The sequence below is a fragment of the Streptomyces sp. NPDC059248 genome (assembly GCF_042753905.1).
Taxonomy (GTDB): domain Bacteria; phylum Actinomycetota; class Actinomycetes; order Streptomycetales; family Streptomycetaceae; genus Streptomyces.
The window spans coordinates 1-16999 of sequence record NZ_JBHYZV010000119.1 but is presented as its reverse complement, the minus strand read 5'-3'; the positions used below and the strand labels follow the sequence as shown (position 1 = coordinate 16999).

Sequence of the window (16999 nt, the reverse complement as noted above, 5' to 3'; positions counted from 1 at the left end):
CCCATTTTACAACCACAACCCGCAAAACGCGATAGACGAACGTATGGTGGGCTGGGTTTTGTTTATAAGAGACCGCCCCCCCCCCCCCCCCGAGAAACCCCGAGAACCCCACCGGCACCCCGCCGAACACCCGCCCGGCATCGTGACCGCAGGCCCGGAGCCAGGCCCGGAGCCCGGCACGGATAGGTCGGACCCGCGCGGCGGGCGCGGGCGACGGCCGCGCGCGGGGCGCGGGAAGGTGCAGAATTCGTGACGGGCGACCCCGGAAGCGGACTGGCTCCTACCGGTCCGGAAGCTCTCCGTGCCCGGTTGCCGGGTCCGCCGATTTCATGAGAATGGCCGAAAATCGACTGTCCTTGTCATGCGTTTCCTCCCTATTTGCGCGTGGCGTGATTTTTTCCCGGGCCCGTGACACACCGCCAAAACGGGCCGCCCGGGGGTGCTTTGGCCTTTTGCGTGTGCGACCCGGGGCCGGTCCTCCGCGTCTTCCACGTGGCAGCATGTTCCCGAACGGCCCGGGCCGCGGCCCGGTTGTCCACAGCCTGTGGAGGCGAAACGGCGATGCGGTGGTTGGTGGGCTGGAGCAGTATCGCCGCGAACTTCGGGACGGCCGGGGCCGTCGGTGCCGCCGACGAGGGCCGCACGGTCCACCCCGTCGGCTCCCAACTGCTCTGGGGCGACCCCGACCCCCTGTGGGCCGTCGGCGACTGGCGCCCCGACGAGGTACGCGTCGTCTCCGTCGACGACTTCACCAAGATGGCCGTCCTCGGCTGCTGCGCCGCCTCCGACGCCGAACTCCGCGCCGGACTCCTCTCCGCCCGCGGCGGCGCCCTGCGCCATCTCACCGCCTGGCCCGGCAGCTACACCGCCGTCGTCAGGGCCGGGCGGCGGATCACCGTCGTCGGCGACCTCGCGGGCGCCCGGCCCGTCTTCCACACCCCCTGGGCCAACGGCACCGCGTACGCCACCGCCGCGCTCCCCCTCGCCGACCTCATCGAGGCCCAGCTCGACATCGGCTATCTCGCCGCCCTGCTCGCCTGCCCCGAGACCCCCGAGGCCCTGCGCGACGCCACCCCGTACGACGGCGTCAAACGCATCCCGCCGGGTCACGCCCTCATCCTGCGCGAGGGCTCCCGCGAGATCACCGGCTACGAACCCGTCGCGTCCCTCGCAGTCTCCGGCCCCCAGATGGCGGCCGACCAGGCCGTCGACGGCGTACGCGAAGCCCTCGTCGAAGCCGTACGGGCCCGGCTCACCGCCCCCCGCCACGCCCCCGAGACCGCGCCCCCCGACCCCGGGCCCGTCCCCGGCATGGGCCCCGCCGACCGGCGTGCCCGGCGCGGCGCGCCCGCCCCCGGCATCGGCGCCGACCTCTCCGGAGGCAGCGCCTCCGCCACCCTCGCCCTGCTCGCCGCCGGCCTTCCCGGCCGCCCCGGCACCATCACGGGACACGGCGCCACCGCCGCCGGTGAACGCCTCCTCGCCACCACCTTCAACGACCTCACCGAACCCGGCCTCGAACCCGAACTCGAACGCGCCCGCGCCATCGCCGCCGACCCCCGCCTCCACCAGGTCGTCGTCGCCGCGGGCCCCGAGGGCCTGCCGTACGCCAACCTGGAGAACGGGCCCCTCACCGACGAACCCGCGCCCTGCCTGGTCACCGCCGAACGCCACCGCGTCCGCCTCGCGTCCGGCAGCGCCGACCACATCACCGGCGCGGGCGCCCGCCAGGTACTCGACGCGCACCCCGCCCGCCTCGCCGACCTCCTCATCGACCGAAGACGACGCCACCTCCTGCGGCCCGTGACGGCGCTCGCCCGCGCCGAAGGCCCGTCGCCGCAGTCCCTCTTCGTCCCCCTCACCGTCTACCGGGCCGCGCGCCGCCTCGCCCGTACGCCCTACCGCGCCGGACTGGAGACCGCCGCCGACGTCCTGCTCGCCGCCAACCGCGGCGAACGCGCCCCCGGCTTCGGCCCCCTCGACGCGTCCCTGGCCGCGCTCACCTGGTCCCGGCCCGGCCCCGCCGCGCGCTGGCTCACCGGCGAGGCCCTCGCGGACGTTGCCGTACGGCTCACCGGGATCGCCACCCGCCCCGTCACCGTCCAGCGCCCCGGGGAGGCCCGCGCCCGCGCCGCCCTCGCCCGGTACGCCTTCGACCAGCGCGTCCTCGAACAGGCCGCGGAGGTACGCAGCCAGCGGGTGCACGCGCCCTTCCTCGACAACCAGGTCGTCCGCGCCTGCCGCGACCTGCCGGAGTCCCTCCGGGTACGGCCCGGGGCCCGCGCCGACATCCTCCGTACGGTCCTCGCGGGCGCCGGCGTCCACGACCTGCCGTCCGGCTGGGGAGCCGCGCCCCTCACCTTCCCCGTCACCACCGCGCACCGGGGCCTGCGCGCCGCCCTCCCCACCCTCCTCGCCCTCTTCGACGCCCCCCTGCTCGCCGACGCGGGTCTCATCGAGGCCCGGGTCGTCCGCAAGGCGCTGCGTGCGGCGGCGGACGGCGAACCGATGCCGCTGGACGGGCTGGCCGACCTGGTCTCCACCGAACTGTGGCTGCGCAGGCTGCTCTCCCGCCGCGGCACCTGCTGGACGGGCTCGGCGGCACCGAGGGCGCGGGCGGTCTCGACGGGAGTACCGCGGAGGCAGTCGCTCCGGTCGTAGCGCCCGTCGTAGCCGTCCGGCGCGCCCGCGCGCTCTACACAGCCCACCGGTGCGCCCACCGGCGCTCTACACATCCCGCCGGTCCACAAGCCAGACCACCAGCACCACCGCCACCAGGGCCCATGCCCCGAACGTCACCCACGCCTCCGTCACCGTCACCGGATACTTGGGCGTGCCGTGGTGGCGCTCCGGGTTCTGGATCAGCTTCTGCCAGGCGTTGACCGGCATCGCGTTCCCGATCTCCTTCACCCAGCGGTACGTCTCCCCGTTGAACAGGGCAGGCGCCAGGACCAGCACCCCGACGACCGCGCCCACACTCCCCGCCGCGTGCCGGACCACCACGGCCGTCGCAAGACCCACCAGCGCGCACACCGGCGCCAGCAGCGCCGACGCCGCGACCGCCCGGAACGCGCCGGGATCCGTGATCGACAGCCCGTGGTGCTCGCGCAGGATCGCCTGTGTCACCCCGAACGACACCCCCGCGACCACCGTCCCCAGGACGAACGCCACGGCCACCACGACCACCGTCTTCGCCGCCGCCACCGACCGCCGGGCCGGCATCGCCGCGAAGGTCGTACGGATCAGCCCGCTCCCGTACTCCCCGGCGAGCGCCATCGCGCCCAGGGCCGCCGCCAGGACCATCAGGATCTGCCAGGCCGGGGAGGTGAACGCCGTCCACAGCGGATCGAACAGGAACTGCTCGTCCACCGGCCGGTCCGGCATCCCGGGCGGCGGCGCACTCGGCCGCGAGAGCCGGTCCTCGTTCGACCGGGCCGAGTTGACGTTGATCCCCACGACGACGGCCGCCCCGATACCGAGGACCGCGTACGTCGACCGCAGCGACCACAGCTTGAGCCACTCGGCGCGCAGCAGATCCCGGAACCGGACCCGGCCCCCGACCCCGGAGACGTACCCCCGCACGGTCCCTTCCTCCTGTGCCACGCTCATCGCCCGGCCCCCGACCCGTACTCGACGCTCTCCGCCGTGATCTCCATGAACGCTTCCTCCAGCGACGCCGAAGCGGTCGTGAGTTCGGACAGCAGCAACCCGCCCCGGGCCGCCAGCTCGGCGATCCGCCGGGCGTCGAGACCGGTCACCGAACACCGGCCGTCGCCCTGGGGCGCTATCTCCCCGCCCTCGGCACGGACGGCGGCCGTCAGGGCGGTGACATCGTCCGTACGGACCAGCACGCTCCGCCGCCGCCCCCGCGCGGCGAACTCCACCAGACCCTCCGCCGCGATCAGCCGACCCCGGCCGATGACGACCAGATCGTCGGCCGTCTGCTCCATCTCGCGCATCAGATGACTGGAGACCAGAACCGTACGGCCCTCGTCCGCGAGCCGCCGGAACAGGCTCCGCACCCACAGCACCCCGTCCGGGTCGAGCCCGTTCAGCGGTTCGTCGAAGAGCAGCACCGGCGGATCGCCGAGCAGCGCCGCCGCGATCCCCAACCGCTGCTTCATCCCCAGGGAGAAGCCGCCGACCCGACGACGGGCCGCCTGTTCGAGCCCCACCTCCGCCAGCACCTCCCCGACCCGGCGCGGCGGCAGCCCGTTGCCGTACGCCAGCGCCGCGAGATGGGCCCGCGCGGTGCGGCCCCCGTGGACGTCGTGCGCGTCGAGCAGACCACCGGCGAACCGCAGCCCGCGCGGCCTGGCCCGGAACGGCAGCCCGCCGACGGTCACGGACCCGCCGGTGGGCGCGTTCAGGCCCAGGATCAGCCGCAGGGTCGTGGACTTACCCGCGCCGTTGGGGCCGAGGAAACCGGTGACCCGGCCCGGCCCGACGGTGAAGCTCAGCCCGTCGACGGCGGTCTTCTTCCCGTACCGCTTCGTGAGTTCATTGACTTCGATCACGCCGCAACGCTCCCGCGCCGGGGGCTCGTACGGCATCGGCCCCCGGGCCACAACCGGCGGCGTCGACGCTGGCCCGCAGGCGTACGCCCGGCGACGGTAGCCCGCGGGCGTAAGCCCGGAGCCCGATGACCCACCGCCGGGCCGTCCCTATGATCCGGACATGAGCGCCCCACCCCCCTCCCGGACCGGCCGCCCACCGCGCCCACTGCCCTCTCCCGGGGCGGTCCTGAGCTGGGCGGGCGCCCTGGCGTACCCCGTACTCCTGTACGTCGTCGTGGTCGGTGAACGCGAACTGACAGGCATGCGGCTGCTGCCGCCCCTCCTGCTCGCCCTGCTGCCCCTGCCCTTGCTGCGGCGACACCCGACGGCCGTCCTCGGGCTGATGCTCGCCGGGGCGTACACGGCGATGGCGACGGCCACCACGAGGACGCCGACCGGGGTGTTCCCGGCACACGGCGTCCCCGTCGTCGTCCCGTCGGCGGGCCCGGTATCGGAGTTCGGCTATCTCCAGGCGCTGCTGGTCGACGTCGTCGTCGGCTACATCGCGGCCGTCCGGCCCCGCCGCACCTCGATCACCGCCGCGGCCGCCGCCTTCGCCGTCCAGATCGCCGCCGTCGCCCTCCACCAGGGAACCGGTACGGAGATCGTCGTCTCCAACCTGCTCCTCCTCGGCCTGCTGCTCGCCCTCGCCTGGACCACGGGGCGGATGGTGGGCCAGCGCCGGGAACACACCGAGACGGTACGGGCGCAGGAAGCGGTCGCGGCCGTCACCGCCGAGCGGCTCCGGATCGCCCGCGAACTCCACGACATGGTCGCCCACAGCATCGGCATCATCGCCATCCAGGCCGGTACGGGCCGCCGCGTCATCGAGACCCAGCCGGCCGAGGCCCGTAACGCGCTCGCCGCCATCGAGACCACCAGCCGCGACACCCTCGCCGGGCTCCGGCGCATGCTGGGCGCCCTGCGCGAGGCCGACCCCGAAGGCGTACCGCTGACCGCCGCGCCCGGACTCGCCGACATCGACCGGCTGGCGGCGGCCACCCGCGACGGCGGTGTCCGCGTCGACGTCGACTGGCGCGGCGACCGCCGCGAACTGCCGGCGGACGTCGAACTCTCCGCCTTCCGCATCATCCAGGAGGGGATCACCAACGTGGTGCGCCACGCGGGCACCGACACCTGCCGGGTCGTCATCGACTACCGGTCCTGCGAACTCGCCGTCGAGATCACCGACGACGGGCGGGGCGCGATGGGTACCGGTACGGGTACGGGTACGGGTTACGGCATCACCGGGATGCGGGAGCGCGCCGCCCTCCTCCACGGGCGGTTCACCGCGGGCCCGCGCGAAGGCGGCGGCTTCCGGGTGACGGCGGCGCTGCCGGTCCCGGCGGAGCCGGTGGTACGCGGATGACCGCGCCCGATCCCGTACGCATCCTCCTCGTCGACGACCAGCCCCTGGTCCGCGCCGGCCTCCGCGTCCTCGCCGCCGACCACCCCGACCTGCGGATCGTCGGCGAGGCCGGTACGGGCGACGAGGCGGTCCGGCTCACCGGGGAACTCCGCCCCGACGTGGTCGTCATGGACATCCGGATGCCGGGCATGAACGGCATCGACGCGACGCGCCTGATCACCGGGGGCGGCGGTGGTGCTCACGTCCTGGTCCTGACGACCTTCGACGACGACGAGTACGTGTACGGCGCGTTGCGCGCGGGCGCGAGCGGCTTCCTCGTCAAGGACATGGACATGGACGACATCCTGGCCGCGATCCGGGTGGTCGCGGCGGGCGAGGCCCTGATCGCACCGAGCGTGACGCGGCGCCTGATCGAGGAGTTCGCGGCGAGACCGGCGGCGCCGGGGCCGTCGGTGCCCCGGGGCGTGGTCGAGGGCATCACGGACCGGGAACGGGAGGTACTGACCCTGGTGGGCCGGGGCCTGTCTAACGCGGAGATCGCGAAGGAGCTGTTCATCACCCCGGCCACGGCGAAGGCCCACGTCAGCCGCCTCCTCACCAAACTCCCGGCCCGCGACCGCATCCACCTGGTGATCCTGGCCTACGACAAGGGCCTGGTGACACCGTCGCCCTGATCCCGCCGGACGCCCCGGGGTGTCTTGTCGGCAGACCGCTGCTCTGGACCCTGCGGGTCCTTGCTGTGCGCGGGTTGGTCGGGCGTCTCCGGGGTTGCCTCCTCGCCATCGGCGGAACTCGGGCCCTTGGCAGCGGTCACCGCTGCACACCGCCGACGGCTGCGGGGGCAACCCCGAAACCCCCCTCCTCACACATACGAACATGCGCCGCTCAGCCACCCGGAGATGTTTTTTAGGGGCGCGGGGAACTGCGCGACAAGCCCACCACCGGCCTTGTGGGCCGAAGAGCACCTGTGGACGCCGGACGCGTCCGGTCCCGGCTCAGGCCACGAGTAGCCGAGGCGCTCGGGGCGGCACGCAAGGGTCAGGCGCACAACACCTTGGCGTCGGCCCAGCTGCCCAGCGCCATGGAGTCCCGTGGCGAGCCCGGCTCCACCACCAGCCGCAGCGTCTTGCGCCCTGCCAGGGAGACCCGTACCGACACCGCGTCCTCCTCCCGCTTCACCTCGGCGGAACGCCACAGGAGCGTGCCGTCCCCGTACACGGAGAACCTCATCGCCCCCTGCCCCAGGGTCAGATCGTCGACGCCCGCCTTCGCCTCGTAGGCCGTACACGCCCGGTTGAGGTCGATCGTGACGGAGGACCTGGCCCGCACGGTCACCCCGTGGGCGTACCGCTCCCCACCGATCCGCAGCCCCCACCGCTGCCAGAGCCAGCTGCTCTCGCCCACCCGGACCTCCGGCCCGGTGCCGTCGCCGAAGACGCTGTACGCGAGCCGGTTGACCTGGTATTCGCGCGGCGCGGCCGGCGGCTTCGGCGTGGGCTTGGGCCGCGGCTCCGGCGGTTTCGGCGTCGGTTTCGGCTTCGGGGCCACCGGCTTCGGCTTGGGTGCCGGAGTCGCCCTCGGCGGCCGCGGCACAACCGGCGGCGGCTTCGGTACGGCGCGGGCCACCGGCGCGGGCGGTTTCGGCTTCGGGGCCACCGGCTTCGGCGACGGCCGCGGCGGCTTCGGATCCTGCGGTACGGGTGTCACGGACCGGGCCACCGTCGGCTTGGCCACGGGTTTCGCGGGCTCGGGGTCGCCGGAGAAGGCCCACACCAGGCCCGCGGCGGCGGCGACGGCGAGCGCAGCGCCGATCCCCACCTTGGCGGGGGCGCCGAGCCCCTCCGAGGCCGCCGCGCCCCCGGCAGCTCCCGCGGCCCCTCCGCCCGACCCGGTCGCCGCGGCGGCGGCTCCCGCTCCGGCCGCCCCGACCGCGCCCCCCGCCACGACACCCGCCGCCTTGAGGGAGTAGCCCGCGGCGAACCAGCCGATGACCGCGATCGGCAGCAGCGCCGGGATCCCGGCGTTGACGTGCTTCAGCTCACCGACGGCGAGCCGGCACTTCGCGCACTCCTCCAGATGCTTGCGCAACCCCCGCTCGGCCCGCATCCGCAGCCCGCCGCGGGCGTACGCGCCCAGTCGGTCGGCATGCTGTGCGCAGTCCCCGCCGGAGGTCAGCGCCGTACTGACATGCGCCTGGAGATACGCCTGCTTGAGGCCCTCCCGGGCCCGGCTGGCCAGGACGGCCGTCGCGTTCGCGGTCAGGCCGAACAGCGGCGCCACATCGCTCGGCGACTCCTCCTCGACGGTGGTGTGCCACAGCACGGCCTGCCAGCGCTCCGGCAGCGACCGGAACGCCTGCATGGCGAGGGACCGTTCGGCCTCGTGCATGGCCCGGACGTCCGCCCCCAGATCGGTCGTCCCCGCGGCGGGCGTCTCCGTGCTCCGCGCGGCCTCCGCGGCGAACAGCGCGAAGTCCTCGACCAGCTGCTCCCGCTTCGCGCTCTGCGTCCACGTCGCGGCCACCCGCCGGATCGTGGTCATCAGATAGGCGCGTACGGCGTGTTCGGGGCCCGCCCCCGACCGCACCGCCTGGAGGGTCCTGGCGAACACCTCCGCCGTCAGATCGTCCGCGGTGTGCGAGTCGCGGCAGCAGCTGCGGGCGTAACGGCGCACCGCCTCCGAGTGCCGCCGGAACAGCTCCTCGTACGCCCCGTCGTCCCCGCCCCGCATCCGCGCGATCAGATCCGCGTCGGACGGCGGAGACTCCCGGGGCGGCGGCAGTACGGAACCGTGCGCCCCGCCTTCGCGCTGCGGCGGCACCGCGGGGTTCTCACCACCCGCGCCCGCTCCGGAACCACCCGTACGAGTGGCTCCGCCGACGCCCGGTGTCCCCGGAACGGTGTCCGCCCAGCCCGGGTCCTCCGCGTCGTCGGCCCTGACACCACTGGTGCCCTGCGCGGGCACCGAATGCCCCGGCGCACCAGAGGGTCCGCCCCTGGCGCCCCCGGGCCGTACCCCGCCGGGCCCCCCTTGTCCCGGCACCTCGGGCCGCTCCTGCTCCGGCCGCCCCGAGCCGTGCCGGGGCGGTTCCTGTTCCGGCTGTTCCGGTAGCTGTTCCTGACCCGGGCCCTGCCCGGGCACCTGCGCCGACGCCCCGTCCGAAGCCTCACCGGACGCCCGTCCCGGCACCTGGCCCGACAGATGTCCTGACGGCGGATGCCCCGGTCCCCGACCCGCGCCCTGCCCCGGGAACCGCCCGGGTCCCCGCCGCGGGGGCATCACGCCGCCGCCCTCCGCGTCGTCCGCGGCACCGGGTGCTTCGTCCCGCCCGTCACCGCTCATCGAGGATGCCCTCGTTCATCGCGGACGCTCCCGTCAGCACGCTCAGCCCGAACACCGGGCCAGCGTGCCACACGGCATCGGCGGCTACGGACCCCAGTCCGAGCCAACCACTCATCCGGGGAGTCCTGTCGAAACCGTGCCCTAGGGCCTGTCTGACGGATCTTGCTGGGGCTCGCGTGCCCTGGCACCGCGCCTCGCCGCGTTGTCGTCAATCACCAATGCTCCGCAGTGGCTCAATCCTCCGCCTTGCGATCCACGGCACCAGACCCCGCTCACTATCCCAGCCTGATCCGTCAGACAGGCCCTAGCCCCGGGAATTTGGTGAATGCCTCAACTAATCTGTGTGGCCGTACTCGTCCACCTCTCCACCACTGCCGAACCCCGTACCGCCACCACCGGCACGCACGGGGTCCGCAGGGCACACCGAACCGCTGTCGCGGCCCTCACACCGCGGCCCGTCACCCGGGCCGCGGTGTCACCGACGGACGAACGGGCCCGTCACCGGGGCCGCAGGCCCTCCAGCAGAATGTCCAGCAGCCGGGCCGAAGCCGCCGCCTGCTGCGCCGGATCAGGCAGTGCGGGCGCCGCCGTCGCGATCACCAGCAGGACGTCCGCGACGGTGACATCACCGCGCAGCTCACCCGCCTCCCGCGCCCGGTCGACCAACTGCCCCACGACCTCCAGCAGATCCACCGTGGCCGGATCCTCAGCTCCGTACCCGGCATAGCCCGCCGAGGCGTGGCCGGAAGCCGCAGAACGCTGCTCCACGACCCGTGTCCCGCCCGGACCGGCAGCACCGGAAGTGCCGCCCTCCGCCGAACCCGCGGCGACCGCGCGCTGCTGAGGCACCCGGGTCTGCTCCCGGCCGTCGACGACTGCCCCGGCCGCAGCCGCGACCGCGGTCACCTCGTCGGCCGGATCCACCTGGACCCTCAGCACCTGAGGCGGCAGCAGCCGCCCCGCGCCCGACGCCACCGACGTCCGCAGGAACCGGGAGAGGGCCGACCACGGCTCCTCCTCCTGTCCCAGCGCCGTCCGTGCCTGCTCGGTCAGCCTGGAGGTCTCCTCCTCGGCTATTCGCCGTACGAGGACGTCCTTACTGGGAAAACGGCGGTACACCGTCCCCACGCCTACTCTGGCCCGACGCGCCACATCTTCCATCGGCGCCCCGTATCCGAGCTCGCCGAAGACTTCACGCGCGGCCCTCAGCACATGCTCGAGATTCCGCTGCGCGTCCACCCGGAGCGGCGCCGAGCGACCGGCCCCGCCCGGTCCCGTCCGGCCGTTGCCGTCCGTACTCAGATGCGCGCCCGGAACGCCATGCCCCTCAGTGGTCGGTGAGACGGCGGCCTGCCAGTGCGAATCCTGAATGGTCATACGTGTTCCCCCGGTCTGTGTCTCCCCCCGGAGACCTCCCCACCTTGGTCAGCCGGAGTACCGCGTCCCCGTACCCCGACGAGGTACGAACATAGTTGAGCCCGGGTCAATTCAGAAGAGGGTAGTTCCGCACGGAGCGCCCCCCGATCGGAGCAAGGGCCTGAAGGCTCCCGTTTGCGCCCCCTCGCACCACCCCGTCCGCCGCCCCTGACCTGGGCACCTTCGTCCACCTCCGAGATCCGGCCGCCGCCTCGCCGTCCCCGTCCTCCGGTCACACAATTTGCCGGGCCTGTGGACAAACGACGGGACCCGATGCCTCATGGGATGGTGACGGCTGCGAACTCCCCGGGCGAGACCCCCGGCACCCCGCCGAAGAACCGCTTCACCGGCCCGGCGCGCGGCAGACGCGTCCTCGTCGCCGGTGGCGGTTATGTCGGGATGTATACGGCGCTGCACCTCCAGAAGAAGCTCAGACACGAGCTGGCCCGCGGTGACACCGAGATCCTCGTGGTCTCCCAGGACCCCTATATGACGTATCAGCCGTTCCTCCCCGAAGCCGCCGCCGGCTCCATCTCCCCCCGCCATGTCGTCGTCCCCCTCCGAAGGGTCCTCGACAAGTGCTCGATCCTCATCGGCGAGGTCACCGCCGTCACCCACGCCAAGCGCACGGTGTCCGTCGACACGCTCGCCACCGCCGAGGAGGGCACCGGCGCGGTGGAGATCCCGTACGACCACCTCGTGATCGCGCCCGGCTCGATCTCCCGCACCCTCCCGGTCCCCGGCCTCGCCGACTACGGCATCGGCTTCAAGACCGTCGAGGAGGCCATCGGCCTCCGCAACCATGTCGTCGAACAGCTGGACATCGCCTCCTCCACCCGCGACCCCGCGATCCGCTCCGCCGCCCTGACCTTCGTCTTCGTCGGCGGCGGCTATGCGGGCGTCGAGGCGCTCGGCGAACTGGAGGACATGGCCCGGTACGCCGTCCGCTACTACCACAACATCAAGCACGACGATCTGAAATGGGTGCTCGTCGAGGCCAGCGACCGCATCCTCCCGGAGGTCGGCGCCGAGATGGGCCGCTACGCCATCCGCGAGCTGCGCCGCCGCAATATCGACGTACGCCTCGAAACCCGCCTCGACTCCTGCGAGAACCGGACGGTCGTCCTCAGCGACGGCAGCCGCTTCCCGGCCCGGACGATCGTCTGGACGGCGGGCGTCAAACCCGCCCCGGTGCTCGCCGCCACCGATCTCCCCCGCACCGAGCGGGGCCGTCTGCGGTGCACCGCCGAACTGCGCGTCGACGGCACCGACAACGCCTGGGCCGCCGGGGACGCCGCCGCCGTCCCCGATGTCACATCGGACGAACCCGGCGCGGTCTGCGCCCCCAACGCCCAGCACGCCGTCCGCCAGGCCGAAGTCCTCGCGCGGAACATCGCCGCCGCCCTCCACGACCGCCCGCTCACGGAGTACGCCCACAAGAACGCGGGCTCCGTCGCGTCCCTGGGTCTCCATAAAGGAGTCGCCCATGTGTACGGCCGCAAGCTCAAGGGATATCCAGCCTGGCTGATGCACCGCGTCTACCACCTCAGCCGGATGCCGACGTTCAACCGCAAGGCCCGCATCCTCGCCGAGTGGACCCTCTCCGGACTGTTCAAACGGGAGATCGTGTCCCTCGGATCCCTGGAACACCCCCGCGCCGAGTTCGAGCACGCCGCCCGCCCCCCACAGGGCAGACCCGGCCACCCCGGCACGCCACCGGCCCCGGCCTCCGAAGACCCCGCGAGCAGCGAGAGCTCCGAGAAGCCGGAGAACCCCGAGGCCCCCGGCACGACCTGAGACCGGAAGAGGGAACGTACGTACGAGCACCTGCCCGGGACGGACGTCCGACGCTCGGCAGCCCGTACGGGCCGGGCGCACGCGCCGGGCGTACGCCGAACCACCCCGGAACCCCCGAAGAAGACCAGAGCACCCGGAAAACACCGGGTCCCGTACGCGACACCGGCCGACGACCCCGTGGACACCCGGCCGACACCGGCCGTCAGTCCGTTCGGTCACACTGGACGTGTGACCATAGGTGGGCTCACATTTGCACAGAGTGACCCTCGTGACCCTTGGCGACAATCCTTGAGGCTTGAAAGTCAGTGAACTTCACGCGATGGAGCGCACGGCTCCCCGGTACGCAGCGCCGCGACGCGGCGCGCAGGACCGACCGCGGAATCTCCCCTTCCCCCCGCCCGCCCCGCCATGGCGAGACCAGAACGACCGACGCCGCGGACCCGGCCGACGCCACGGAGCGGACCGACGCGACCGACCCGGCGACCGATCCGGCGGCCGGGACCGGCCCCGACGCCCGGCGCTCCGCCGACGAGGGCTCCGTTCCCGCCGCCCGCGCCACCGGGGGCACACCAGCCGCCCGCGCCGCGGATCCCGCCCCAGGGCGGATCCCCGCCCTGGAGGACTTCCCCGTCCGGGAGCTCATCGGCCGCCTCCCCGGCCTCGTCGTCCTTCTGTACGGCCCCGAGCACCGCGTCGCCTATGTCAACGACGCCTACACCGCGGCCTTCGGCCCCCGCCCCATCGGCGGAGCCGCCGCCGACGTCTGCCCGGAACTGACCGACCTCGGCCTGCCGCCCCTCATCGACCAGGTCCTGCGCGGCGGACGGCCGCGTACGGTCAAATCCCGCAAGGTCCCCGACGGCGGCTCGTACACGGTCACCTGCATTCCCGTCGACCAGCCCGACCACCCCGCTGCCGGCGACGAGCCCGCCCCCACCGGCCCCGGCGGCGTTGTCGTCTACGCCGTCGATGTCACCGACCACGCCGAAGCCGCCGAACGGCTCCGCGCCAGCGAGCGCCGCCAGCGCGAGACCGCCGTCACCCTCCAGCGGTCCCTTCTTCCCCAGGAGCTGGAACAGCCCGACGACCTCAAGGTCGCCGCCACCTACCAGCCCGGCGGCGAGGACGCGGCCGTCGGCGGCGACTGGTACGACGTGATCACCCTCGGCGGCGGCCGGACCGCCATCGTCATCGGCGACGTCATGGGCCGCGGAGTGCGAGCGGCCGCCGTCATGGGCCAGCTGCGGACCGCCGTCCGGGCCTATGCCCGCCTCGACCTGCCCCCGCACGAAGTGCTCCAGCTCCTCGACGGCCTCGCCTCCGAGATCGACGCCAGCCAGATCGCCACCTGCGTCTACGCCGTCCACGACCCCAATGAGGAACGTCTCGTCTACGCCTCCGCGGGCCACCTCCCCCTCCTCGTCCGCCACGAGGACGGCACGGTCCACCGCGCCGACAACCCCACCGGACCACCTCTGGGCACCGGCGGCTGGTTCTACTCCTCCGGCACGATCGACCTGCCGCCCGGCTCCGGCGCCGTCCTCTATACGGACGGCCTCGTCGAACGGCGCGACGAGGACATCGACGAAGGGGTCGCCGCCCTGGAACGCGCCCTGTCCGGCGCCACCGGCACCCCCCAGGTCGTCTGCGACCGGCTGCTGCGCGCCATGGGCATCACCGCCGACCACGACGACGACGTCGCCGTCCTCGTCGTCCAGCACCCCGCCCGCAGCGGCACCGCCGCCGAGCTGTTCCACAACGCCGCGCTCGATCTCCTCGGCGGCGTCGAGGCCGCCCCGCGCGCCCGCGCCTTCGCCTCCGGGGTCCTCGCCTCCTGGCGCTTCTCCCCGGAACTCCACGACCTGGGCGTCCTCGCCACCAGCGAGCTGGTCGCCAACTCCCTCCAGCACGGCACCCCGCCCATGCGGCTCCGGCTCCGCCGGACCGACCGCCGGCTGATCATCGAGGTCACCGACGGCGACGAACACCTCCCGCGCCGCCGCCGCGCCGAATCGGAGGACGAGACGGGCCGCGGGATCTCGATCATCGCGGCCATCGCCTCCAACTGGGGCAGCCGCCGCACCCCGGGCGGCGGCAAGGCGGTCTGGTGCGAGTTCGCCCTCCCGGCGCGCGTCGCACCGGCACCCCGCCCCGGCTGACCGCGCCCGTCAGGCCGCGGACCCCACCTTCTCCACCGGCGGCTCGTACCGCGCCACGACCCGCGAGGGAGTCGCCACCAGCGACGGCTGATTCTGTACGGGGGTGAGCAGCCGGCCCAGCCGCGTCGCCAGCACCGTGATCGCCAGCGAGAACAGGATGAACGTGACGATGTACGGGGCGTGCAGCGCCGCCCCCATCGGCCCGCCGATCGCCGGCCCCAGGGCCAGCGCCAACTGCTTGACCAGCGCGAACGCCGAGTTGTACTGGCCGACCATCGACGCCGGGGCCAGATCCACCACCAGCGGCGCCACGGTCGGCGCCAGCATCGCCTCACCCAGCCCGAACAGGGCGTACGTCGAGATGAACGCGGCCGTCGCCATCGCCTGGCTCGTCGCGCCCAGGCCCGCGAACCCCGCGAAAGCCCAGCCCACGGCCCAGATCAGACCCACCGCGGCGATCACCCGGGTCCGCTTGTAGCGGTCCACGTACTTCAGGATCACGAACTGCGCGACAACGATGACGGCGGTGTTCGCGGCCAGTGCCGTACCGAACATCGACGGCTTGATCCCGGCGGCCTCCGTGCCGTACGCGGAAAGACCCGACTCGAACTGTCCGTACACGGCAAAGAAGAGGATGAAGCCCAGGACGAGCAGCTTCACCATCGCCTTGTCCCGCAGCAGCACCTTGTAACCGGCGGGCTTCGCGCCGTCGGCGGCCGTACCGAGCGCCGGCGCGGGCCGGGTCAGCCGTACCGAGAGGATGATCGCGGCCAGGACGAGGAACATCACGGCCTCGATCCCGAAAAGCAGCGTGAAGGTGCTCGCCCGGCTCGTGTCGACGATCAGTCCGCCGAACAGGCCGCCGATGCCGAGACCGACGTTCTGCAGAAAGAACTGGAACGCGAAGGCCCGGGTCCGGCCGGGAGCGTCCGTCGCCCAGACGATCATCGTCGCGAGGGCGGGCTGGGTGACCGCCGTACCGGCGCCGAGCAGCGCCGCCGACAGCATCACCGTCACGGTGTTCGTGGACATACCGAACGCCAGCGCGCCCAGGGACGCCACCACCGAGGCCCCGATGACCACGGGCTTCGGCCCGCGGCGGTCGATGATCCGTCCGACGAACGGCAGGGCGATCAGTGCGGCCAGGGCAAAGGCACCGATGACGAGGCTGCCGACCAGCGTCCCGAGGTCTCGGGTGTAGGCCACATAGAGATAGAGGAACGGGACCGTGAAACCGAGTCCGAACGCGCTCAGCGCGCTACCCGCCTGGATCCGGCGCATAGCCGCGCCCATCTGCCTGGTCACACTCACCTGCCTTGTTAGCTCTGAAGGGATGAAGCCTGAAGACTTTAACAGTAAAGTTAGAGGCTTAACAATACAGATCGAAGGACTTCAAGGCGAATGAGAGCCGTGCCATACTGCGGCGTATGCCTACCGCGACCCCCGAGGGCCAAGCCGTGACCGGCCAGGACGACGCCTCAGCGCTCCAGGAGCCGACCCTCGACGAGCAGATCGCCGCCTACCAGCGGGAGTACGGAGAGCTCGATCCCCAGGTCGAGCAGGTCGTCTCGGCCCTCGGCCGGCTGAACCGCCGGATGAACGTCGCGTACGGCCGCCAGGTCGCCGCCCTCGGCATCAGCAACGCCGAGTGGGAGGTCCTGAAGAGCCTGGTCCTGGCGGGCAGCCCCTACCGGATGGGCCCCGGCGAGCTGGCGAAGCGCCTCGGCCTCACCCCGGCCGCCATGACCCACCGCATCGACCGGATGGCGAACGAGGGCCTCGTCACCCGCGACCGCGACGAGAACAACCGGGTCCGGGTCATCGTCGAGCTGACGGACGAGGGCCGCACGAAGTGGCTGGAGGCCATGCGGATGGCCAGCGCCTTCGAGGAGGACCTGCTCCAGGACCTGTCGGGGCGGGAGCGCGGCGTCCTCGGCGAACTCCTCATCCGGGTACTGCGCCGGGTGGAGCACACCCAGCCGGACGCCGGTGGCCGACTGACCGATCTGGACTGATTCGGTACGCGATCCGGCCGGTTCCCGAGTGTTTGGCGCGTCGGCGTCGAGGGAAGTTGACACGCCCTTCATCCGCTCGTAAGGTTCCTCAAGTTGTCACGGACCGGAACGGTTCTGCGGCAGCCACTTCAGCTGCGAAAGCGGCACCAAACTCTGTACGACCTCCCGACCGGGATGTATTTCGGCGTGCCGAAATACGTTGCGAAAGCCTCGATTATGAGTCGGCCGGAAAATCCGCTAGAGTTTGAAACGTCGGAACGGCCGAGAGGCCGGAAAGACAAAACCCGAGTTTCGACCGGGAATCAGGCCCGAAAGGATCTGATAGAGTCGGAAACGCAAGACCGA

At 72.7% G+C, this 16999-nt stretch carries 12 protein-coding genes; 6 read left to right on the top strand and 6 right to left on the bottom strand.

Annotated elements, in window-relative coordinates; all coding sequences use genetic code 11:
- Nucleotides 1-561 precede the first annotated feature (561 nt).
- A complete protein-coding gene (locus tag ACFXG1_RS31270; protein WP_384745561.1) occupies nt 562-2661 on the top strand; it encodes an asparagine synthase-related protein in 2100 nt (699 codons plus the stop codon).
- 66 nt (nt 2662-2727) lie between these two features.
- Here the strand turns inward: ACFXG1_RS31270 and ACFXG1_RS31265 are convergent, their stop codons facing one another.
- Together ACFXG1_RS31265 and ACFXG1_RS31260 are read right to left on the bottom strand one after the other, a co-directional pair.
- Nucleotides 2728-3609, bottom strand: coding sequence for an ABC transporter permease (locus ACFXG1_RS31265; protein WP_384710513.1), 882 nt, complete (start codon nt 3607-3609; stop codon nt 2728-2730).
- Entirely contained in the window at nt 3606-4517 is a 912-nt protein-coding gene (locus tag ACFXG1_RS31260) for an ATP-binding cassette domain-containing protein (RefSeq protein WP_384710516.1), read from the bottom strand. Before ACFXG1_RS31260 ends, ACFXG1_RS31265 begins: the two co-directional genes overlap by 4 nt.
- A 160-nt stretch (nt 4518-4677) precedes the next feature.
- Here ACFXG1_RS31260 and ACFXG1_RS31255 point away from each other — a divergent pair, with 160 nt between their 5' ends.
- Both ACFXG1_RS31255 and ACFXG1_RS31250 read left to right on the top strand, forming a co-directional pair.
- A complete protein-coding gene (locus ACFXG1_RS31255; protein ID WP_384710519.1) occupies nt 4678-5925 on the top strand; it encodes a sensor histidine kinase in 1248 nt (415 codons plus the stop codon).
- Nucleotides 5922-6599, top strand: coding sequence for a response regulator (locus ACFXG1_RS31250; RefSeq protein ID WP_384710522.1), 678 nt, complete (start codon nt 5922-5924; stop codon nt 6597-6599). The genes ACFXG1_RS31255 and ACFXG1_RS31250 overlap by 4 nt, the downstream gene beginning before the upstream one ends.
- A 364-nt stretch (nt 6600-6963) precedes the next feature.
- Here the strand turns inward: ACFXG1_RS31250 and ACFXG1_RS31245 are convergent, their stop codons facing one another.
- The 3 genes from ACFXG1_RS31245 to ACFXG1_RS31235 all read right to left on the bottom strand — a co-directional run bounded on the left by ACFXG1_RS31245 (nt 6964) and on the right by ACFXG1_RS31235 (nt 10644).
- Nucleotides 6964-8889 carry a sigma-70 family RNA polymerase sigma factor gene (locus tag ACFXG1_RS31245; protein ID WP_384745558.1) on the bottom strand — a complete coding sequence of 642 codons (1926 nt, stop codon included), beginning with the start codon at nt 8887-8889 and terminating at the stop codon, nt 6964-6966.
- 367 nt (nt 8890-9256) lie between these two features.
- Nucleotides 9257-9382, bottom strand: coding sequence for a hypothetical protein (locus ACFXG1_RS31240; protein WP_384710528.1), 126 nt, complete (start codon nt 9380-9382; stop codon nt 9257-9259).
- A gap of 383 nt (nt 9383-9765) precedes the next feature.
- Nucleotides 9766-10644, bottom strand: a complete 879-nt coding sequence (locus tag ACFXG1_RS31235) for a TetR/AcrR family transcriptional regulator (RefSeq protein ID WP_384710531.1) — start codon at nt 10642-10644, stop codon at nt 9766-9768.
- 324 nt (nt 10645-10968) lie between these two features.
- On the opposite strand from ACFXG1_RS31235, the gene ACFXG1_RS31230 reads away from it, so the two are divergent.
- The gene (locus ACFXG1_RS31230; protein WP_384710534.1) at nt 10969-12480 is read left to right on the top strand and encodes an NAD(P)/FAD-dependent oxidoreductase; all 1512 of its coding nucleotides are present in this window, start codon (nt 10969-10971) and stop codon (nt 12478-12480) included.
- 305 nt (nt 12481-12785) lie between these two features.
- Nucleotides 12786-14639, top strand: a complete 1854-nt coding sequence (locus tag ACFXG1_RS31225) for a SpoIIE family protein phosphatase (RefSeq protein WP_384745556.1) — start codon at nt 12786-12788, stop codon at nt 14637-14639.
- Nucleotides 14640-14648: 9 nt separating this feature from the next.
- Here ACFXG1_RS31225 and ACFXG1_RS31220 read toward each other — a convergent pair whose 3' ends face one another.
- Nucleotides 14649-15920 (bottom strand): MFS transporter, encoded by a 1272-nt coding sequence (locus tag ACFXG1_RS31220; RefSeq protein ID WP_384745563.1) that lies wholly within the window; start codon nt 15918-15920, stop codon nt 14649-14651.
- 146 nt (nt 15921-16066) lie between these two features.
- Between ACFXG1_RS31220 and ACFXG1_RS31215 the strand changes: the two genes are divergently transcribed.
- The gene (locus ACFXG1_RS31215; RefSeq protein WP_384723844.1) at nt 16067-16654 is read left to right on the top strand and encodes a MarR family winged helix-turn-helix transcriptional regulator; all 588 of its coding nucleotides are present in this window, start codon (nt 16067-16069) and stop codon (nt 16652-16654) included.
- The last annotated feature ends 345 nt before the right edge of the window (nt 16655-16999 follow it).